We start from the raw sequence: 21,808 nt of genomic DNA, 5'->3' as shown, positions 1-21,808 counted from the left end.
CTACATAGCAGCCTTCAGCTGCTCAGCCTTATCCGTTTTCTCCCAGGTAAAGTCAGGCAGCTCGCGCCCAAAGTGACCATAGGCCGCCGTGGGTCCATAAATAGGCCGACGCAGGTCGAGCATATTAATCAGTCCCTGGGGACGTAGATCAAAATGCTCACGAATCAGCATGGCAATTTTGTCGTCTTCCAGTTTGCCGGTGCCAAAAGTATTGACTGAAATCGATGTCGGTTCCGCCACACCAATCGCATAGGACACCTGGATTTCACACAGGTCCGCTAGGCCAGCAGCAACAATATTTTTAGCCACATAGCGACCGGCATAGGCCGCCGAACGGTCTACCTTGGAAGGGTCCTTACCGGAAAAGGCACCCCCACCATGGCGGGCCATACCGCCATAAGTATCCACGATGATCTTCCGCCCGGTCAGCCCGCAGTCACCCACGGGACCGCCAATAATAAACTGGCCCGTCGGGTTAATGTGATACTGGGTTTCAGCATGGAGCCACTGGTTAGGCAGCACCGGCTTGATAATTTCTTCCATCACCGCTTCACGGATGTCGCTTAGGGAAATATCTGGATCGTGCTGAGTCGACAGAACTACCGCATCAACCGCCACGGGCTTGCGATTTTCGTAGCGTAGTGTCACCTGGCTTTTGGCATCAGGACGTAGCCAGGGCAGCACTCGGTTTTTACGTAAATAAGACTGGCGTTCTACTAACCGATGGGAGTAGTAGATCGGCGCTGGCATCAGCACATCCGTTTCGCTGGTGGCATAGCCAAACATCAGGCCCTGGTCCCCTGCTCCCAGGTCTTTGTTTTCGCCTTCATCCACACCCATGGCAATATCAGCAGATTGTTTGCCAATGGCATTGATTACTGCACAGGAAGCGCCATCAAATCCAACATCGGAGCTGTCATAGCCAATGTCTAGAATGACATCGCGGACAATATCTTCTAGATCCACATAGGTGCTAGTCCGCACTTCGCCAGCAATGATGGCCATACCGGTTTTGACCATGGTTTCTACGGCCACACGGGAGTGGATATCATCCCTAAGCAGCGCGTCAAGAATGGCGTCAGAAATCTGGTCAGCCATTTTATCGGGATGGCCTTCGGATACGGACTCTGAGGTAAATGTACTGTATAAACTCATGATGGCAAATAGCAGTTACAGATAGGAGGTCAAGCGGTCTAAATGTAGGCCTATCGTATAATAATTGATACGTGTCACCATGAATTTGTAGATCAGACTTTTGGCGATAGTTTGCCTCTCCCTAAGTCGGCTAATCGTGTACGCAGATCTAAATTTCAAGCTTTTGCATTACCTTACTTGATGAGGTAATGAGCATGCTGATGAGGCGATCGTAACCAGCAATGCTGTTTTGCGATCAGTCAGTAGTTTGTAGACAGGAAATAACCGTTAGCCAACGGCATAGTCTGACAGTTCACGCATATAGCTGGGGTGAAAGCCCAGAACAATGTCTTGTTTAGGTACGCCTTGCTCGACAAGTTCTTGAGCTAGATCGTATTCAGTGGAGTTGGCAAGTAGCCAGATTTTGTTGTTGCGGATAGTAAAGTGCATCGGGCAGTGATGGACCCAGCGTTTTTGTAACCAGCCTGTGTGCCAGATCTGATAATGATGACGCTCGGCATCGAAGGAAACGTCTACTTCGATATCTCCATAAGCTGGTTTTGTCTTAGCGTGTTCTAGTAACAGGTCCTGGATGATTGTTTGATACTGGTTTAATTTATCCATTGCACGATCTCCTGGGCTGAAACATCATAAATTAAGAGCTTGAGAGTATTGTTTTTGACAACTCTTTTCGGAAAATCGAGCTGAAAAAAGCTGTTGAACGTTAAATCTGGCACAGCTAGATAGAGAACTCGATCTGGTTCGTAAAATTCAAGAGCGGTTCGATAGTTTATAAACTGTCCGAGTGCTCGATGGAATTCGCTAATTGCAGAAGCTTGGCTTAGAAAACTTTTAATTTCGACAGCAATTTTTTGACCTTGCCGTTCTGCAGCTATTATCCTTTCTGCACCCAAGTCAATTTCCATGTCGACACCACCCACTTTCAAGTCGAGGGGATCATGGGTGATTTTCCACTGTTCTTTTAGGAGTGCTGTCCTGACAACGTTATGAAATGTGTCCCTGGCCACAGCGGTGCTCCAAACCTTACACAGTCATTATAAAGCTCACTTCAATATCTAGTTGAACTGGTGCTGTATGTGAAGGCGACCGAACCTGAAATGAAGCAATCTGAGTAGGCCCCGATAGCAAGTTGATGACGATATTGATAGGCAAATCAAAAGGTGTTATCCTCCGTCAGATTAAATCGCTCTAGCACTCGCGACTGAACTCCCCCATCACCCCATCCACAGTCCCAACCTGAGATTTTAGCCGCTGCTGATTTAGAGGATGAACCGATCGATGAGAAACGCTACACAGCAACATCTTCAAGACAAAATCATACCGAGGATCAGCAACGCCAGATTTTATCTATCTCCGTACAATCTCCCCTCTCTCCTCTCAGGAAGACCGAACTGGCGGATCAGGGTCCAGGCTGGAGCCAGTGCGACCGGTGATGAGCCATAGCCAGCTGCGGGCAACGTCTCGCAGGATTTTGTGATACGGCTCCGGTGGTGTGTTGGAGGGAACAGTGACCGGACTGTAGGCAATGCCGCGACTGCCGAGCACCCAGAAGGCGATGGCTTTGGAGCGGGGCATGTGAAAGTCGGAGGTGACTAAATAGATATGGCGAATGTTGTGGGTCTGTAGTTCGGCAACCAGGGTTGTAAAATTTGTTACGGTATCGGTGGCGTCATAGTCCAGGTTGACCCGAGTTAGGACAACGTTCTGGGCTGAGAAGATTTCGTTTGCTTGGGTGGGACCTAGGCCGCTGGATACCCATATGTCGAGATCTGGATTTTGGGCGGCTAGTTGGGCGGCAGCAGGCTCTCGGGTATTACCGCCACCCAGCACCAGGATGGCCTCAGGGCGGGGGGATTGATAGGCTGAAATCTCCAGCCTGGCTTTGATCGATAGGACGATCAGCAGGCTAGTAGTTGTGAGTGCGATCGCGCTATGAATTAGCCACTGCCGCCAAAACTTAGCCATGATTCTGAATACCGCAGCAGTCAATGTACATAAATGTACTTTAACCCAGACAGTGTGTTAGTGGCTCCTGGTGAACGGCTAAAAGCTAGGATGCCGTGTATGAGCTGCTTTGTCTAAACAACCGCGTAATCCAGTATGCTGGCGACTATGGAGAGGGCGAAACGCTAAAATGATTTGTTCTTTGGAAACACTAGCAGCCAGCCAGTCTTCAGTAATGCCATGATTCAGGCCATCGTGGTGGAGCCAAATTCTGTCGTTGCGGATTTCGGCATCGAAAACACATAAGCGTCCCCTGAGCGGAGTCGTTGGCTGAGCGGAGTCGTTGGCTGAGCGGAGTCGTTGGCTGAGCGGAGTCGAAGCCAACGATATATGGGACGCTTACGAAAATTCAATTCCAGTCTCTATACTTTACTATCTAAACTTTACCTAGGCTGGAATTATGGTCGCTCCAGATTATCAGCACACGGGCTTGACTCCAGGTTTTAAGTTAGACGACCTTCCCACCATTGAGGAGGTTGATTTCCTTAACCCCAAAATTAAGCAACTATTGGGTGAGTTCAAGCAATTGCTAAAAAAATTGTATGGAAAGCGCTTAGCAAAGTTAGTGCTTTTTGGTTCGTTTGCCCGTCATGAGGAAACGCAAGACTCTGATGTAGATGTCTTGATCGTTCTCAAGGGTATTGATGTTTCCAGTGGTGATGAGATTTGGCGGCTGGGTGATGCTGAAATCGAGCTGTTACTAAAATATGATGAGTTGATTTCGGTGCTTCCTGTATCAATCAATGATTTCTTATATCGTGATTCTCCATTATTGAGAAATATTCGCCAGGATGGCATTGTTATATGAGTGAGGCTGCTCAGTTTCTAGATCTGGCAGAGGAGGAGTTAATCGCTTCACAGCTTCTGTTACAGAACACATACTACCGTGCTTGTATATCCCGTGCATACTATGCAATGTACTATACTACACGGGCGGACCATCAGGGATATAGGAAGCCGTACCCATAAAGGCGTTCTTCAACAGTTTAGTCAAAGTTTTGTCCAGGCAGGTGATTTGCCTGTTAGCATGGCTCAAAATCTGCAAAGGACCTATGGTTTGCGTCAGCTAGGCGATTATGAAGCTGCCGTTGTTTTGACTGAGGAACTGGCAACGCAGGCGTTAGAGGCTGCTGTTGAGTTTGTTGAACAGGTGAGAGATTATCTGGAAAATAGTGATCAGGTGTTTTTCCAAAAGAACTTAGATGCTACCACTACCGAGCGCCACAATGACTCCAGGCTAGGAGATAGGACAACCAGGAGGCTGGTGGTTGTAAGTGCGAGCGCGCCATAGAGGCTACGTTGAAGTCAAGACATCATAATAACTAAATGCTTTTGCTCATAAGCGTTTATTAACCATTCTTCACTTTGCCAAACGTTCTCGAACAAAGTCAAGATGGCTATCAGCAATCGCTAGGGCATTCTTCCCTTGTTGCTGCTTTAATCCAATTGGTTTCAAACAATTATGAGCTGCATCATAATCATAAAGATGATAACCAAAGCTATTCAATAAACTGACAACGTCCTCTTCTGTATGGTTGAAATTCTTGATAGTGTTATTAATCTCTAGAATCCAAACATATGGAAGATGTTTCTCCAACAAAGACCTTGCACCTTTAAAGGCCAAGAATTCAGCCCCTTCAATATCAATCTTAGCCAAGGTCAGTTGCTTTAATTCTCTACCTCTAAAAATATTATCCAACGTATCAGTAGGAACAGTTATCGAATTCTCTTCTGGACTTGAAGTGATAAAAGGCATAGAGTCGCCTTCCGCCAAATTTAATGCTATTTCACCTTGAATATCTGAAATAGCTACCGAGTGAATCTCAATGTGATCAAATTTGTTTAACTTACAATTTTCCTTTAGTCTATCGATATTTTTTGGAAGAGGCTCAAAACTAAACACCTTTCCAAGGCTAATTCTAGATGCCGCTAAAATGGAGTAGATACCAACATTAGCCCCAATATCCAAGAAAGAATCTTCTGGTCGCAAATATCGCAGTAAGAAATTCATCTCATTATAATCATAGAGCCCACAGTAGAGTACAGAAGCTGCAGAATAACCATTAGGATAGCAACGGATTTTAAATTTTGGAATAATTTCAATATCAACAGGCTTCTTAAAGATTCGCTTATAAAATTGCCAACCCAAAAACTTTAAGATCCCTTTTACTCTCCTATTTTCAGAGTTCGGATGCATCCAAATATACTTGAAAGTATTAGCAGCTAAGAAGTTAGACATAATAGTATATGGCAAGTAATTTTTAGGAGGCTAGACTTATTCTTATTTTTCTGAAAAAAGATTTATTATACAAAATATTTTCGACATAATAAATAGTTAATCGACATCAAATTATGAGCTAAAAATCCTCTTTTTTTTCAGTTCTCTGTCCTCTAAAATTGAATGGTATAGTTGAATTAACTTCTTAGCTGATTTTTCCCATGTATAATTCTGAAAAATGAATTGCTTAGCTAAATCTCCCATTTGTTGCGCTTTTTGAGGCTCACGCAAATATTGCAATAGCCCTTGCGCTACAGATTCTGAATCTGGCTTAACAATATGAGCTGCATTTGCTTTCTTAGCTTCCGGAAAATTACAATTTTCGCTAATGATGCATGGTAATCCAGATGCCATCCCTTCTAAGACAGACATGCTAAAACCCTCAGAATAAGAAGGCAAAACATAAAAATCAGCGGCAGCTAGCGCAGAATATTTTAATGAGCCGGAGAGCATACCAGTAAAAGTTACAGACTCTAAGCAACCAGCATCAGAAAAATATTTTTCAACAGTAAGCTTATAGTTGATACTGTCTGGCCCAGCCAAGACCAAATGTGTATTTGGAAAAGATGCATTGACTTTCGAAAATGCTGAAGCAAGTATATCTAAACCTTTTTTAGGATCAATACGACTAAGAAATAAAATAAGTTTTTTTGAATATAATTCAGGAAACTTTTGATAAAATATTTTTTCATCAAAAGTTTGATTAAAAAATGAATTAGGTATACCGTTTGGTATTAAACATCCTTGCGGATAGCCTAATTTTTTAATTTGCATTGCTTCGGATCTTGCTAAAACATGAATTGCATCAGCATTTTGGAGCAATTTTTTCTCAGCGATTGAATAATAAATAGTCTTTTTTTGAGCTTTATAGGATAAGGCCCATGGATCAAGCATGCCATGAGGTGTGATGATATATGGTTTGTTATATAAATTACAAACCATAGTTGTAAAAGAGATTATCGGTGCAAAAATAGTATGAGTATGAATCATGTCATACCTTTTAATTGACTTAAGAAGCCATTTAGCAAGCGGAAGACTGACAATTAAATCGTTACGATACCAAGTTGGAAAATATTGAATACGATAGTTCTCTTTCTCAATCCATACTCCAAGCTCTACATTAAGAAAATTATCTCCATTAGCATTGGTGGATACCACATCAACATTAATGGAAGAAGATACGGAATTAATAGATTTTGCTAACTCTAATACAACTTTTGAAGTACCTCCATAAGTAAGACCTAGATATGGGGCAACTAGCAAAACATTCATAACTAATCATGTAGTAATTAGATATTCATATATTCCAAAGCTTCATTAAAGCCTTGTGCAAAACGAGCTGGAGAGAATTGTTGAATATGAGATAAAGCAGCTTCACCCATCTCATCTAGATCTACATCACTAGAACTAACTTTCAGCATGATGTCAGTAAGCTGATCTTGACTATTGGGGTCAAAGCCAAAACCATTCACGCCTTCAATAACAAGATCTTCGAAACAGCCGCAACGGTTTGAAACAATAACAGGTAGTCCAGCAGCCATAGCTTCATTCACAACAAGGCCCCACTGCTCTTGAGCACTAGCATGTATGAAACAGGAAGCATGAGCTAAATATGGCAGAAGTTCTTTCTGTTGAAGAAATCCAGTAAAATGCACAACAGATTTTAAGTTTAGAGATTCTACTTGTTTCTCAAGTGCATGATAAAGTTCACCATCGCCGGACAAAACTAATTCGTAAGGACAGTGTCTACAAATCTGTCGATATTTAGCATAGGCATCAATTAACGTATGTAAGTTTTTTTTAGCAATAAAGCGGTTAATCGTAAGAAAAAATGGCTGCTCTATAGGTGAAGAAAACTTCGAAAGCACCTTAGGATGAAAGTTATCATTACCTACAACGTTGTAACCAGTAAAAATACTTTCAGCAGATTTACCAAGAGCTAAAAGATAACGTTTTTGAGGTTGACCGCCAACTAACGCAGTCCTAAATAACCTTAAGATCGCTTTTTTAATGAGTTCAGTTATGAATATACGTTTACTATCATCTGCTTTAGAAGCAGACATAAGTATAGTGTGTTTCCGAAATAAAGTAGCCCACAACAAAGATGCAAGCATGGGTAGTTCAGCATAACCTGCAATGGCAATAGTATCTGGATTAATATCATTCAACTTACTGAACAACTTTGAAATAACTTTAAGAAAAGATGATTCTTCAATAGAATCATCTTCTATAACTGAGACTAGGTTTTGAGGTATCTCTTCAGTACCAACTTCCCAAGCATACTTCTTTTGAAATCGGCCTATCTCCATAGGGATAACTTCAAAGTCTGTGCCAGAGTAGAGCTTTTCTAAAGCCGCTAACCTGGCCATATGGTAAGGACCATAGTTTTCAAAGAGTAATGCGATTCTTTTCATTAGGCTAGTCTAAAATCACTAGTAAGCATTAAACCTAAAGCTTTGTGGTCATAAATTCCACTAATTTTTCAAGCAGTCAATGATCATATTTTCATCCAACTACTTAAGTCTCGATTAATTAGTTTTTGCAGTGCTTGGATATCATCTTTATAAAGATCTATAAGCTCACTCCTAATTATTTTTGATAGAGATGGTTTTTCGCTCGCAAAGACTTTTGATAAGATAACCGAATCAAAACTTTTTAAGGTGTAAGAAATAGCGCTAGCTAGGATGTTTTTTCTTTTCCACAGGCGAGTCTTTTCATCATTATATTGATAAACAAGCGAGTTACCAGCTCTCAAGAATTTAAGCCGAGAAAGGTTATATACAACAGACATAGGTCTGTGTCCAATAGAAGATGGTACATATTCCTCATGAACATCAAGATATTTATATATAATCTTAGTTACATCATGCTTATTCGCAATAATATCTTCGTGTAAAATGATAAGAATATGGCTCTCTTCAAAGATATCCAAGTACCCTTGGAGGCCCTTATAGTAAAAGCCATAGTCAATGATTTCTTGAGCTCTCTTGTACGAACACTGATATTGATTGTCAAGTATTTTTTTAATTCCAATTTCTGGTTCTTCAATTGGAATAAATCCATACCGCATATAATGATAGTATGCAGATACGAAGCGATCTACCGGATTTCGTAAAATAGCTATCAATTTAGCATTAGGTATTAAACTGTTAATTCTTCGAGGTACTTTTGGATTTGTTAAATAATCAGGCCTCTTGATACCTAATATCTTTTCTTTCCTATTTTGAAAAATCACTTCCAGTGACTCTTGATATTTGCTTGGATAATCTATTGATTCAAAGAAGGATGTTTCGCCGTAAGGCATAAATATTTGAGGATGATCTGCCAAACAAAACTGTATGAAAGTTGAGGCAGACTTTTGAGCGCCAATCACCACAAAATCAGGTAAAGCCATTTGTTGATTCCATCAATAATTACATTAAACTCCCAAAAGTTTTCGGTATTTCAAAAACATCGTATCTAATGAAAATTTTTGTTCGGCAGTCTCTCTGGCACCTTTACTAAAAGCATGCCAGTCAGTCAAAACTTGAGCTATGGCTTCTGAAATAAGCTCAAAATTTGGTTCCTCCAGTTTCCACGGATTCCCGTCATATGGAACTAGAACTCCAGCATTTGGTGGTACTAACTCTCTAAGCGCCCCAGTATCGAAGCCAACTACAGGCATACCTGATGCAAGTGCTTCAATTACCGAATTTGGGCAAGGTGGATTAATTTCAAGAACAAGATAAATTCCATATATGGAAAAGCATTTAGACATTTCGTCTCTAGGAACTTTACCTCTAATTGAAATCTCACTAAACCTACTTATGTACTTTTGACTATCTTGAGAAATCTCACCACAAACCCAGGTTTCTTCTATCAGTTTTGAACTAGCCAGCTTCGTTGATGCTTCTGTGAGAGTTTTTAAGGTAACTATGTCATCTTGTACATACCCTTCAACACATAAAATTCGAGGTAGCGAAGTCGTATCTTTTTCTCTAGGATAGAATTCCTCTAAGTCAGCACCATTATAAATAATGTTTTCTCTACAAGATGCTTTTCCGTACTTCTTATGCCACCAATCTTTGATAAATTCACTTTGATAGACAACTTCGTCAGCCAAAAAGTTACGAATAAAGAACTTAAATAAGTCTAAAACCTTATGCTTCAACTTTATCGACAGCGAGACATTATCCAGAGCTTCAGATCTCCAGAACAGTCCATCTAGTCTATGTACAATTCTAGAACCACGTAGTTTTGAGAGTAAAACCCATAAGATTTTTGAAGTCGAATTAACTACTAAAATGACATCAGGGTGGATATTATCTTTAGGGTATGTAACCTTACAACCAGTTTCAATTAGCTTACGTTCTAAACGACTCTGAAAACTACTAGGTCCACCAATGTCTCCAGGTTGTCTTGGGAAACCAATTATCTTCTGCACTTGCATACTCAATTGACTGATAGAATTATCCGTGTCGTTGATTTGATTTGACATACAATATCTCAGGGTTTAAGGCTAAGGAGGTTAGTCCTCCTAAAATCGCAAAATAAGCTCTAGAATCATGAACTTGATTGTTAAAAAATGATGTGACAGCCGCACACAATAAAAACTGCAAGATTATTCTGTTGCCTAAGTAGTACTGTAACTTTGATTTTTGACTGGTTCTATACAGATATATACACGTGTATATGTATACAATCAGATAAAGTACACCATAGTCATATAAAGCAGACAGATAAGCATTGTGGCTACTAAGAAACAGTACCCCCTTCTCAACATCATGGACACTTGAACCCAATCCTCGACCAATAAGAGGGTGCTCATAAATTCTGTGGATAAATTGTTTCTGAGCTCTTAATCTAACCTGCGCTGAATCAATTGACTGAACTTCGTCCAACGAATCAAGCGCAAAAAAGTCTGTTGTTCTAGATATAACGCTCTCGAACTCTCTGATTTCGATGTCACCAAATAGATTGGGAGATAAGTGCTGAAAGACAAGAACAGAGCATGCTAGAAATAATAAATAAATGAAAATGTTTTTCTTAAAATTTAGAAATGATTTTCGTTGCCATTCAGATATTTTTTTCTTGGTTTTTCCTATAACATACAGATATTTTTTACCATTCCACTTATATAAAGAAAAATCTAGAAATATCAAAAGAATAGCTGCAATTGATGTTACCAACCCTCCTCTAGATGCTGTCACTAAAATCAACAACATCCAGAGTAAAACTTTAGTAAAAACCTTAAAAATATTACTAAATTGACTACCTGAAAGCCAAATAATACATAAAAAAGCTATATTAGCAGCAGCTCTATTAGGCTGCATGAAGAAACCGAAGGCTCGTCCTCTATAGTATGAACGTGCTCCAGAAGCTAATCCTGCTGCAGTAAATGTTTCCGGAAAGATCAAGCTTAGAATAAGTCCTATTGCTGACAATACAACACTCCAAAGAATAAGAGCATGAAACTTTCTCCAGCCATTCACGGTAGTGTATATTAGCGCAAGTAAAAATAGTGAGCAGAAATATAGGGCTAGCCCTATATTTCTTGGACTAGCAGACGCAGAGTATAAGCTTGTTAGCAAAGGCCATACACCTAGAGTAATAACCCAGCCAATAACAATTTTCTTACGCAAGAGTATCAGTAATTGTTTTTTTTGTAGATAAATATAAAGGAAATTAGCAGCAAGCAATGCTTGAGTTGCCAAGGCAACTGGTATACCTATTAAAGGAGATGCAAAAATGAAAAAATAGGTCGAGTTTAAAACAATTACTAGGCCTGCAATCGTATCAATCATATAAAACACCCCAGGAATAAAATCCTTTAAATGTCATTGCTTCTCATCATGCCAGTCATAAAAAACTAAAGAAACTTTAGAGAAATAAAGAATCAAGTCTTGAATACGACAGAATATGCTTGATCTTCTTCTTAATTCCTACAACATATTTTTCCTCAAAATTCCTTCTCCTGTAAAAACGATCAAGCTTTTCAAGCTGCTCTACACCAACTATATTTTTGTTTAAACTTATTTCATGATAGATATCTAAAAGTTTGATCACTCCTTCTTTGACATCAAAATTCTCTGTAAATATTTTCCAACACCACTCTTCTAAGATTTCCTTTTTAGCTGTTTGACTCAAAGTGGTGATAATCTCTTCAGTCTGTTTATCTGGAGAAATAAAGCTACTCTTCTCTGCTCTTAGAGAAAAATTTTTGTCAAAAAAGTGACTAAATTTTGCTTCATTGAGTAATGCAGGATACTTGGATCCTTTAACTGGAACTAAAATAATTTTTCGTGCAGATAAGCCGTCGACAACTGATCTCCCAGTTCCTACAACTACATCTGCATCAAGAATATAATCTGATGCAGAGATAGTCGCATCCTCGGATATGTAAAAACTAGTTTCTTGTCCAGCTACATTCCTTAAACGATTCAGTACAGCCTCAGACTCCACATATCCGACGATAGCAAGACTACTAGAAAGCCCTCTACTATTCAAAAGCTGGGTAATATTTATAGCTTGTAGCAGAGCGCCTTCATATCTTGCTGTTATTGAACCAATCCTCAAGACTCGTAAACAGTTTTTGGCTACATTCTGAAAAACACTTTCCCTATTTAACAACCTTCTAGTTAAAGGCTTAGCTCTATGAGGCAACATCCAAACTTTCTTTGGATAATCTAAACGCTTTGAGAAATCGTCTAGATCTTCACGATGAAAAGCTATCATTGCCGGATACAGAGGAACTGAAGGAGGTAGGCATGCTCCACCTGGTTTGGTAACTATGTAAGGATAGCCATATTTATGATTTAAATGGCTAGCTATGTAGCCTGACTTTGGATCATATGCATGCAAAATATCAGGAACTATTTCTTGCAGCTGTGAATGTAGTTTTTCAACAATTGAATCTAGATTCTCTACCTCACCAAATTGATGAAAGCATAGCTGATTTCCTTTATAAATAGATGGTTGTTCTTTGCCTACAGAGACTATTCTCACTTTGTGATTTTTCGACAGCTCTTCAGCGATAGATAAGCATGAATAGTAATGCCCTCCCTTTCCGGTATTACTTCTAAAATTTCCAATAAGTTGAACAATTTTCATATGACAGGTAATATTTGAATTAGATACCAACTACAATTATTCTTATACTTAAAATCACCTCATACAAGCTAAGAGCTATGTCAGGATGCCTTAAAATTTATTTTCAACGAGCCTTTTTATGAGTTAAGATTTTAACCTTTACGTAAAGATTAGTAAGCTCAAAGCTTTGCTAGTAATTTGATCTCTAAAGATTAAAATTCAGACCGCTGAGAACTTTACTCCTAACTGAGATAATTTTTCTTGTAGCCGATCATAGCCTCTAGAAATTTGCCACGCGTTCTCAATCGTTATACATTCCTTAGACACACAGCCCCCTATGAGTAAAGCTGCACCAGCCCTTAAATCAAGAGCTTGAACAGTTTCTCCTCCTTTAAGAAGATGACCTCCATCAATCATAAGCAGGTTATTACTTACTTTATATTTCATTCCCATTTTCGATAGCTCTTCTGCATAAGCATAACGACCGGGAAATCTTAAATCTACAATTCGACTTTCTCCTTTCGCAACTGCACCTAGAACAGCAAAGAGTGGTTGCATATCAGAATTAATCCCTGGGTATGGACCAGTACTGATATCAATTGGATAGCAGGTTGAACCTCGAACAATTAGATGATTTTCCATTCTGTAAAAACGAACACCACTTTCACGAAGATGGATAAGTGGAATTTCTAAGTGCTCAAAAGGAAAATCTGCTATCTCAATATCCCCATCTGTAATAGCTGCACCAATTAACCAAGTAAGCGCTTCGACGTTATCAGGAATGACCCTATGTGTAGTTTGGCCAAGTTCAGTGACACCCTCAACAACAATACTTTCTTGACCATAAACTGTTATCTTTGCACCAATAGAATTTAGAAAATTAACGAGGTCTAAAATCTCTGGACGTATATGAGGCCCCCATACGCGAGTCACACCTTTTGCCAAGCAGGCTGCAATGATACTATTTTCTGTTGCTCCTGTAGAACGGAGCGGTAGATAAATATCTGTACCTATCAGCTGTTGACTTACTTTTGCTTCAGCGCAGATATATCCTTGTTCCTCCCATACATCAGCACCAAGAGCTTTCAAAAGCATTATGTGTAGGTCATATTTCCGATTACCAAGTTTACACCCTCCAGGTAAAGGAACTTTTCCCTTGCCTGTTCTAGCAACTAACGCTCCAAGAATTAGCAAAGTATTGCGAATTGAGCGCTCAGACCATACTAATTCAGAAGAAGGTACTTGCTCTTCACTTATGTCAATAGTATTCTTGTCAAGAAGACGGCATTTTTTACCGAGAGCCTCCAACATCCTCACATGTAGTACAGCATCAAGTAAAGTACTTGGGTAATTTTGTAGGCGGATAGTGCCAGAAGTTAACAAAGATGCAGCCAAAAGCCTTAGAGCAGAGTTTTTAGCTCCACTAATTCTTACCTGGCCGTTCAGAGATGAAGGATAAACAGTAAGTTTTTCCATAACGTTTTCAATAATTTCCTGATAGATTTACTAATCCAGATAACAGATCTCGGGTTCTAACTCGACTCCCATACGGGATTCAACAGTCTTTTGAATATAATCAATCAGCTTACAAACATCCTCCGAAGAACCCTTGCCCAAGTTCTCAATCCAATTAGCATGTAACAAACTAACTCTTACATCTCCGATTTGAGTTCCTTTAAGCTTAGCTTGCTCAATATACCAACCAGCACTTTTGTTGCCGGGTGGTGACTTAAATGTACTCCCAGCTGTTGGAAGTTTTAAAGGTTGTTTACGTTTACGCTCATTAAGATGCTCCAATGTTACTCGCCGTATTTTACTGGGTTCCTCTTCTTCTTCTAAGCGAAAACGCGCGCGTAAAACTAGAGATTGACGATTTAGTAAGTCTGTATAACGATATCCTGCTTTAACATCCGCCATAGTTAAAGTCTCGATATTTCCATCTGGATTCAGGACATCAAAATCTTTGACAATAGATGTCATTTCTCTTGGTTTAAAGACTGTTAAACCTGCATTCATAACTATTGCCCCACCAACCGTGCCAGGTATTCCGATAAGAAATTCAAAGCCCTTAAAACCTTCACGTGCGGCAAACTGAGATAATTTAGGCAGTGACACTCCACTATCTGCAACAACAATGTCTCCTTCACGACGTAATTCTGTCATTGATTTAGAGGTCAAAATAACTAAGCCATTCAAACCGCTATCATTAACTAAAACATTAGAACCTCTACCCATAAAGTAAGTTGGAATACTATAGTTCGATGCCCAAAGAACTAATTCTCTAACTTCATTTATAGTAGGTTCTGCTAACCATCTAGCTGGCCCACCAACATTCCACGATGTGTGCGGAGCCAGCAAAACATTTTCTTTAACAAAAGATGGAATACGCATTGCTCACGAGTTAAATATTTTTGGAACAGCTTTCTAGCCTCTCAGATTTTCACTTTCTTTTGTAAGGAACTCCTACAGCTAGAGAGTTTTCAGGTACGTCACTTAAAACTACACTGTTGGCTCCAATCACAGAATTCTTACCAATCCTGACACCACCCACAACTACAGCTCCTGCATATATTCGAACACCACTTTCTACATATGGATAAGATTGAGAAGTATTATCTTTTCCATGACTGCCCAAAGTGCAATTTTGCCATATAGCTACATCATCTTCAATAACAACGCCATCTCCAATTACTATGCCAATAGGATGAACGAGACGGACATGTTTCCCAAGCTCAGATTTTCGAGAGATATAGCAGCCATACTTATTTTGCCAAGAATTAATAATGTAAGACGATTTATGAAATTTTTTCTTATATAACCAGTGAGATAATCGATAGTAAAGTAAGACTCTTATTGAGGGATTAAAAAGCAATCGAAATAATGACTCATGAAAAGATTTAGAATTTCTTTGGAGATCAGACCTGATATCGGAGAATAGACCAGAAAAAGTGTATTTCTCAAATTGCGTCATAGAGTTCCTAAGAGTTGATTGCATGATCCACTCATTAGCTGATTACCTAGTTTAGAGCTTTACAGTTTATAAAAACTTTTATAAATGATTGAAAAATCCTAGTCAGGTTCTCTATATCTCTTAAATGTGAGTATTAAGCTCTTCATCTATTTAGAAGTTTAAATGTTTATGTTTTAGAAACAGAGGCTTCGTCTAACAAATTCTGAAGTTTACCTTGCGCTACAATTCTTCCTTTCTCTAAGGAAAATACACAGTCACATGCTGAAACTGTAGTCAATCTATGGGCAATCATAATCACCGTATACTTATGACTCAACCCGTTAATTGCCTCCATAACTTCTTTTTCCATCTCATTATCTAAAGCACTAGTTGCTTCATCAAAAACTATGACAGAAGCCTGTTGATATAATGCTCTTGCAATACCAATGCGTTGCCTTTGTCCGCCCGAAAGACGTACTCCTCTTTCACCCACATATGTCTCATACTTAGCTGGAAGCTCCCGTATAAATTCATCTATCTTTGCTAATTGAGCAGCCATGTGAACGCGCTCAAAGTCAATAGAATCTTTTCGAATGCCAAATGCAATATTTTCTGCAATTGTTGCATCACTCAGGAAAATACTCTGCGGTACGTGAGCAACATTTTTTTGCCACTGACGTAAGTTTTTATCTGTTAAAGGTTTATCGTCAATTAGAATTGAACCTTTTTGTGGTTGAAGTAGACCAAGAATTAAATCAATAGTTGTACTTTTCCCACTGCCTGTACTCCCAATAAAGCCAACTGTGCTCCTTGCAGGTATATATAGATTGAGGTCACGTAAAATCCAGTCTTCTTTTTCAGTACCATAACGAAACCAGATATTCTTTAGATGGATACCTTCTTCAAATTCTAAATTAAAAAAAGAATCCTTTCTAGAAAATGTTTCAACACTTCGCTCTAAGCCTTGTATTACTCTTCGAAGAGATTCGCGTGAACCCTGAATTGAGGCCAACGCCGAAAAGGAATGCTGTAACGCTGGCAACAACCGATTGGCTCCAAGGGCTAAGCTGCCTAATACAGGTAAAGTGCTACTGAAGTCCCCATCTCTACTCAGTAGTAAAGCGAAGAGACCAATTGCAGTCATAGCTATACACTCTATGACATACCGTGGAGTCAACCCTATCACTTTATTTGAAGCTGCAGCATGGCGAAATTTTGTATCCGCTTGCTGATAAGTAGATTGATAATGGCTATGTATGTCTCCAAGCAAAACATCTCGAATGCCACCCAAACTTTCTTGTACAGTCTTTATTTGTTGTTGACTACACTGGACAAGTGTTTGACTGTTATACGCCAAAAGTTTACGGCGTACACGATAAATGGTAATGTAAGCTCCCCCCAGCAAGACAGCAGCAGCCAGAGCAATCCGCGCATCAATCAAACATAATCCGATGATAAGAGCGACAATGACGAAACTGTTAGTAACAATGCTCAATAAAGCTACTAAAACAGTAGTTAGTGCACGACTATCTACCGTTACCACATTCACAAGTTGACTGCTGTTATGTGATACATGAAAGCTATATGGTTGTAAGATAGTCTTCTTATAGAGCTGACAACTCAGATCACTAGATATGCTAGCTGCCAAATGAGTTTGAATATTTATTGTTAAAATTCGCAGAGCATTAGCTGTTATGACTGCAAAGATGAAGACAGCAGCGAGTACCGAAATTAATTGACTTGGAGTTTGAATACTAAATATTTCAAACCATGGGAGCAAGTATTTATTCTCAAGTAGCTTATCAGCATTTCCCAAAGCTCCTAAGAAAGGAAGCACAGAACCTAGGCTGACAACTTCACTCAGAGATGAAAAAATCATAATGAGTAGAAGAAAAAGCAACTGTCTTTTTCTCTTTTGATTAACATACTCCAAGAGTTGTTTGAGCTCAAAGAGCAAATTATGGTTATTATTTTTTGCAGACATTTTATCTACGTACAGCTAAATTATTGACTCATTCTGACTTGCGAAAATACCCTAGTTAACCTCTAAGTATATTAGTAGACAAACTATCGAATAACTGATTCACAGCTTTTCCCTATCGGTTATACCAATAGCCTATTCTTATACATTAAAAGCATTAACTATAATGCTTTTAATGTCCTAAACTCGCTTTACTGATGCATAATGTCCACATAGTTACGAGCAACTAAATAGGGTGTGTAGTTTTGGATCAGGTGCTCTCGTCCCCTTGCCCCCATAGTCTTTGCTAAATTTGCATCATTATGTAGCGTCTTGAGAAATTTCGCCAACCCTCTAATATCCCCATTTGAAAAGGCTTTTCCACAAGCAGTTACATTCACTAACTCCTCTATATAATTTCCTTGAGGTCCAATGATAGCTATGGGCCGTTGTGATGATAAGGCCGGATACAACTTACTCGGAGCCACTAAACTCTCCATCCCCTTACTCACACTAACCAACGACACATCACAAGCCGTCATCGAATATGGAATATCCTTCTTATCCTGATAAGGCAAAAACAAAAAGTTTTTCTCCAAACCCTCCGCCTTTACATCCTCAATCAGTGTCTTACGCTTTGCCCCGCCCCCAATACATACAAACTTAATTGGCTCATTCCGTAATAGTTTTGCCGCCTCAAAAATCGTATCAATATCATGGCAGCGGCCCATATTCCCCGAATACAGCACCGTAAACGTATCCACCAGACCGTGCTCACGAGCAAACCAATTATCCTTCTTCTCAATCGGCTTGATCAAGTCTGGGTCCGCCCAACTATGGATAACCTCCACCCGATCCACAATATCCGGACAGTGGCCCACCACCCGCGCTTTCATCGATGGACTCAAGACAACCAGCGACTTTGCCCGTCGCCACACCCGCTGATTTAACCACCGCCAAAACTTAGCAACCGGATGGTTGTATTTCACTACATTGAGTTCTATCGCAATGTCTGGATATAGATCGTACAAAATCACCACATAAGGCGTATTAAACAACAGACTAATTAAATAACCAATCACCGGCAAAAACGGCGGAGCTGTCGTTAGCAACAGCACCTTATCCTTTTGCCAGCCATGGCGTAACAAATGCAAAAATGCCCGGATCACAAACAACAAACCATTCAACGCCTTACCCCGCACACGGTTAGACCATAACCGCGTCATCCGCGAACGACGCACATACAGGTTCTGGCTCATTTCCCGCTGGGGTGCTTCAGCCTCACCATAGGCATACCCCGGTTGTCCAGTAAATACCTCAACCGGGATTCCCTGCTTTGCTAGCTGTTTCACTAGCTCATCCAGTAGCTGACCAGTAGCGGCATAGTCAGGAGCAAAAAACTGAGTGATTAATTTAACAGTTTGTTGAGTCGACCGAACATCAGTTTGATCATCATAGGAGACTGTTTTAGTAGGTTGGTATAGGTTGCCAGGTACCATAAAGCGTGAGCACTAGTAAACGATAGAGCAATGAAACAAAACTGTTGCCAAAAAATAGATAAGTAGGTAATCGTAAAGATCTACAGCGTCTGAAGATCATCTTTTCCCAATACTAGGAGAGACTGAATCAAAGCCCCCAAGGTTGGGAGTTTGGGGGCCTGAACAACCTGAAACAACTTGGGCAGCTGCTTGAATATAAAAGACCTTTTAATAGGCGAATTCACCCTACCCAAGCTTCGACGTGACCTCAGCCAAGAAGGCTTGTGAATAACAGTTGCATCCCTAAGAAACCTGCGCCACCCGCCAGGCCCGCCAAGAAGCAATCCCAAGAATCGGCGTAGAAATCACCATGGCCAAAATGCCATTGGGAATCGGAGCCAGGGGAAACGCCCAGCTGCCAATCCATAGGCTAAGGGCATAAATAAACAACACAGCGCCACGATGGGAAAACCCAACCTTCAGCAGCCGATGATGTAAATGACTTTTGTCCGCCACAAAAGGAGACTTACCCTGCAGCAATCGTGAAACAATCACCAGCGTCATGTCAAAAATGGGCACGGCTAATACAATCAGTGGAATCGTGACAGCTGTTGCGCCTTTCACCAGGCCAGCGATGCTAATCACCGCTAACATAAACCCAATAAAGTAAGAGCCACCATCCCCCATAAAGATACAGGCCGGGTTAAAGTTATAGACCAAAAACCCACACAGGCTACCCACTAAACCCATAGCCAACAGCGCTACCGAGGGTTCTCCAATAAATAAACAAATACCCACAGTAATCAGGGCAGAAATTGCACTGACACCTGAGGCTAAGCCATCCAAGCCGTCAATCCAGTTGATGGCATTGACTAACCCAGCAATCCATAACAACGTGATCGGCAAGCTCAACAATCCCAGGTGTACCACGCCAATACCTGGCACATTGAAAAAGTCAATGCGAATGCCGTTTTGCCACACTAGGGCCGCGATCGCCAGCTGGCAGATCAAACGAAACTTAGGTGACAGTCCCTTTAAATCATCGAAAAAGCCTAAGAAGAAATAGCCACTACCACCTAATAAAAGGATCAATATCTCTTTTTGAGCATTAGGCAACAGGTGACTAAAGCCATCTAACTGCCAAAGACAGATCGCTGCCGCCAGCATACCAAGAAAAATAGAAACGCCACCCAAGCGCACCATCGGGCGTTGATGCACTTTGCGATCATTGGGCAAATCTACATGGTTACACCGGATCGCTAAAGATCTAACAATGGGTACACTAACAACAACAACAACAAACGCAACACTAAAGGCAAGAAAATAAAACCCGTAGCCGAAGAACAACACTGACAAATCAAGCATCACATTAATGCCAACATAGATCTAGAGAGCAGTAGATAAGTAGGTTGACCCAATTAGCTATCAGATATCGAGGCTCCCTTCCGTCCCTCAATCCTGGGGGAGGCTAGACTCAAAGCCCCCAGGATTGAGGGTTTGGGGGCAAAAGCTACAAAGTTAAACAGCTTGTTCATATCTTATAGAAGATTGAGTTCACCCACTTAGTTGGTATTCGCAAATAGCAGACTCTCAGGTTTAAATCTAGATTCAGCAACCTTCAAGAAATCTTGATGCAACTCCGCTTGGATAAGTTAGAGATTACATCTGTAGTAGAGCCCGCTTTTGCTGAAATACAGCAGATACATTGATTTAATGTGGACAATTATCAAGCACCAACAATTATCAAAAATTTGTAGCTTCCAAAGGCCGTCCGTAAAAAAGCATGATGTCAATCAGAAAGCCTATGACAAACTACTCGTAGCACCCATCAGACTCGGGAGTATGGAATAGTTGAACATAGAAAATAAACAGACGGTTCAAAGAAATAATAACTCATTGCTATTCAACGGTATCTCACAACGCAAGTCATCCCGAGAATTAGCAATGCCAATAATAATTTACACCTATAAATAAGATCGTTATTTCCCCACCATCTGAGCAGCACTACAAGTGAAAAAATCATGGCTTTCTATTGTCACAAGTTAAATAGCCTTGATAAAACATTCGGCAGATCCACTTGATAGTCCCCCTCAAAATACTGACAACATAATCCCTGTCCGGATAAAACGAATACCCTATTTCCAAGCAAACCCCTGATATACAAAGGATACAGACACTCAGTATAATCACGGACAGCAGTAACGAATCACACAGTCAATTGTCGTTCTACACCAATCTAATTGCCTGAGGGTCAGCCGTTAAATAGAACAGCAGCGTTCAGTTATACCCCAAAACAACAAGCAGATCATCCCAATTAACCTATATATCCTTGGCCGAGCCGAACCGAAGCCAACCGTCCCATACATCGTTGGCCGAATCGTGGGCCGAGCGGAGCCGAGGCCAACCTTCTCAGCCAGCTCCTAAATTTTGCAATCAGCCATTTACGACCAAATATTTATAGATAATCAATAAAACCAAGCGTTAGATAAATTTCAACCGAATTATCGCCCCAATCAAATCTGTCGTGCGGAGTTGACTTGATGGAGAATGGATAACAATAATATCAGGCTGTATTTTTGTCAATCATTATCTGCCAGTCAATATTCTCCATACTCTCTCGGATCTTCAAACTCCGTTTAGACAACGACTGCATATAACGAAAAGCTCAGTCGTAATACTGTTAATGCCCTCTTTCTTACCGAAAGAGAACCGCAACCAACATCGATTGGCAAAATCCCCTAGAGCTGGAAAATCTGACTACCTCTAACCTCTGCCCTCTCCCTAAATCCCTCTCCCCCAGGGCGAGGGACTTTGACTCGGGCTCCCCTTCCCCTGGCGGGAGAAGGGGCGGGGGGGATGTAGAGCTTTGCTCTTCTCGCAGAGTGGGCTCGAACTCTAGAGCTATTCTCCGACTT

General features: G+C 40.5%; 20 protein-coding genes. 2 read left to right on the top strand and 18 right to left on the bottom strand.

Annotation, left to right across the window (positions count from 1 at the left end):
• The 5 genes from metK to N836_RS74320 all read right to left on the bottom strand — a co-directional run bounded on the left by metK (window position 1) and on the right by N836_RS74320 (window position 3,483).
• Window positions 1-1,155, bottom strand: a complete 1,155-nt coding sequence (gene metK / locus N836_RS41265; protein WP_031291288.1) for a methionine adenosyltransferase — start codon at window positions 1,153-1,155, stop codon at window positions 1-3.
• 267 nt (window positions 1,156-1,422) lie between these two features.
• Window positions 1,423-1,758 (bottom strand): XisI protein, encoded by a 336-nt coding sequence (locus tag N836_RS41260; protein ID WP_023070363.1) that lies wholly within the window; start codon window positions 1,756-1,758, stop codon window positions 1,423-1,425.
• Window positions 1,746-2,162: a XisH family protein gene (locus N836_RS41255; RefSeq protein WP_023070362.1), complete on the bottom strand. Its 417-nt coding sequence runs from the start codon at window positions 2,160-2,162 to the stop codon at window positions 1,746-1,748. Before N836_RS41255 ends, N836_RS41260 begins: the two co-directional genes overlap by 13 nt.
• Window positions 2,163-2,532: 370 nt before the next feature.
• A complete protein-coding gene (locus N836_RS41250; protein WP_023070361.1) occupies window positions 2,533-3,120 on the bottom strand; it encodes a YdcF family protein in 588 nt (195 codons plus the stop codon).
• Between the two features lie 78 nt (window positions 3,121-3,198).
• Complete coding sequence (locus tag N836_RS74320) at window positions 3,199-3,483, bottom strand: element excision factor XisI family protein (RefSeq protein ID WP_071789016.1); 285 nt, start codon at window positions 3,481-3,483, stop codon at window positions 3,199-3,201.
• A gap of 76 nt (window positions 3,484-3,559) precedes the next feature.
• On the opposite strand from N836_RS74320, the gene N836_RS0136785 reads away from it, so the two are divergent.
• Window positions 3,560-3,967, top strand: a complete 408-nt coding sequence (locus N836_RS0136785) for a nucleotidyltransferase family protein (RefSeq protein WP_023070360.1) — start codon at window positions 3,560-3,562, stop codon at window positions 3,965-3,967.
• A 102-nt stretch (window positions 3,968-4,069) separates the two neighbouring features.
• Complete coding sequence (locus tag N836_RS75540) at window positions 4,070-4,450, top strand: hypothetical protein (protein WP_235071010.1); 381 nt, start codon at window positions 4,070-4,072, stop codon at window positions 4,448-4,450.
• Window positions 4,451-4,519: 69 nt separating this feature from the next.
• Here N836_RS75540 and N836_RS41240 read toward each other — a convergent pair whose 3' ends face one another.
• From N836_RS41240 to N836_RS41185, 13 genes are all read right to left on the bottom strand, one after another.
• The gene (locus tag N836_RS41240) at window positions 4,520-5,398 is read right to left on the bottom strand and encodes an FkbM family methyltransferase (RefSeq protein ID WP_031291284.1); all 879 of its coding nucleotides are present in this window, start codon (window positions 5,396-5,398) and stop codon (window positions 4,520-4,522) included.
• Between the two features lie 111 nt (window positions 5,399-5,509).
• A complete protein-coding gene (locus tag N836_RS41235) occupies window positions 5,510-6,709 on the bottom strand; it encodes a glycosyltransferase (protein ID WP_023070356.1) in 1,200 nt (399 codons plus the stop codon).
• Between the two features lie 17 nt (window positions 6,710-6,726).
• The gene (locus N836_RS41230) at window positions 6,727-7,851 is read right to left on the bottom strand and encodes a glycosyltransferase family 4 protein (protein ID WP_023070355.1); all 1,125 of its coding nucleotides are present in this window, start codon (window positions 7,849-7,851) and stop codon (window positions 6,727-6,729) included.
• 83 nt (window positions 7,852-7,934) lie between these two features.
• Window positions 7,935-8,831 carry a sulfotransferase family protein gene (locus N836_RS41225; protein WP_023070354.1) on the bottom strand — a complete coding sequence of 299 codons (897 nt, stop codon included), beginning with the start codon at window positions 8,829-8,831 and terminating at the stop codon, window positions 7,935-7,937.
• A gap of 24 nt (window positions 8,832-8,855) precedes the next feature.
• On the bottom strand, window positions 8,856-9,914 hold the full coding sequence (locus N836_RS41220) for a glycosyltransferase family 4 protein (RefSeq protein ID WP_023070353.1): 1,059 nt from the start codon (window positions 9,912-9,914) through the stop codon (window positions 8,856-8,858).
• A complete protein-coding gene (locus tag N836_RS41215) occupies window positions 9,886-11,220 on the bottom strand; it encodes an O-antigen ligase family protein (RefSeq protein ID WP_023070352.1) in 1,335 nt (444 codons plus the stop codon). Before N836_RS41215 ends, N836_RS41220 begins: the two co-directional genes overlap by 29 nt.
• Before the next feature lie 76 nt (window positions 11,221-11,296).
• Complete coding sequence (locus N836_RS41210) at window positions 11,297-12,526, bottom strand: hypothetical protein (RefSeq protein ID WP_023070351.1); 1,230 nt, start codon at window positions 12,524-12,526, stop codon at window positions 11,297-11,299.
• A 198-nt stretch (window positions 12,527-12,724) separates the two neighbouring features.
• Window positions 12,725-13,981, bottom strand: coding sequence for a UDP-N-acetylglucosamine 1-carboxyvinyltransferase (locus tag N836_RS41205; RefSeq protein ID WP_023070350.1), 1,257 nt, complete (start codon window positions 13,979-13,981; stop codon window positions 12,725-12,727).
• A gap of 30 nt (window positions 13,982-14,011) precedes the next feature.
• The gene (gene murB / locus N836_RS41200) at window positions 14,012-14,896 is read right to left on the bottom strand and encodes a UDP-N-acetylmuramate dehydrogenase (RefSeq protein WP_023070349.1); all 885 of its coding nucleotides are present in this window, start codon (window positions 14,894-14,896) and stop codon (window positions 14,012-14,014) included.
• A gap of 49 nt (window positions 14,897-14,945) precedes the next feature.
• The gene (locus tag N836_RS0136780) at window positions 14,946-15,476 is read right to left on the bottom strand and encodes a serine O-acetyltransferase (RefSeq protein WP_051394498.1); all 531 of its coding nucleotides are present in this window, start codon (window positions 15,474-15,476) and stop codon (window positions 14,946-14,948) included.
• A gap of 166 nt (window positions 15,477-15,642) precedes the next feature.
• Window positions 15,643-17,439: an ABC transporter ATP-binding protein gene (locus N836_RS41195; RefSeq protein ID WP_023070347.1), complete on the bottom strand. Its 1,797-nt coding sequence runs from the start codon at window positions 17,437-17,439 to the stop codon at window positions 15,643-15,645.
• Window positions 17,440-17,627: 188 nt separating this feature from the next.
• A complete protein-coding gene (locus tag N836_RS41190; RefSeq protein ID WP_023070346.1) occupies window positions 17,628-18,914 on the bottom strand; it encodes a glycosyltransferase family 4 protein in 1,287 nt (428 codons plus the stop codon).
• Window positions 18,915-19,196: 282 nt separating this feature from the next.
• On the bottom strand, window positions 19,197-20,258 hold the full coding sequence (locus N836_RS41185; protein ID WP_023070345.1) for a glycosyltransferase family 4 protein: 1,062 nt from the start codon (window positions 20,256-20,258) through the stop codon (window positions 19,197-19,199).
• Between the last annotated feature and the right edge of the window lie 1,550 nt (window positions 20,259-21,808).

This window comes from Leptolyngbya sp. Heron Island J (assembly GCF_000482245.1).
GTDB lineage: Bacteria > Cyanobacteriota > Cyanobacteriia > Phormidesmidales > Phormidesmidaceae > Leptothoe.
The sequence above is the reverse complement of the archived record's forward strand: the minus strand, read 5'-3'. Positions and strand labels throughout refer to the sequence as shown.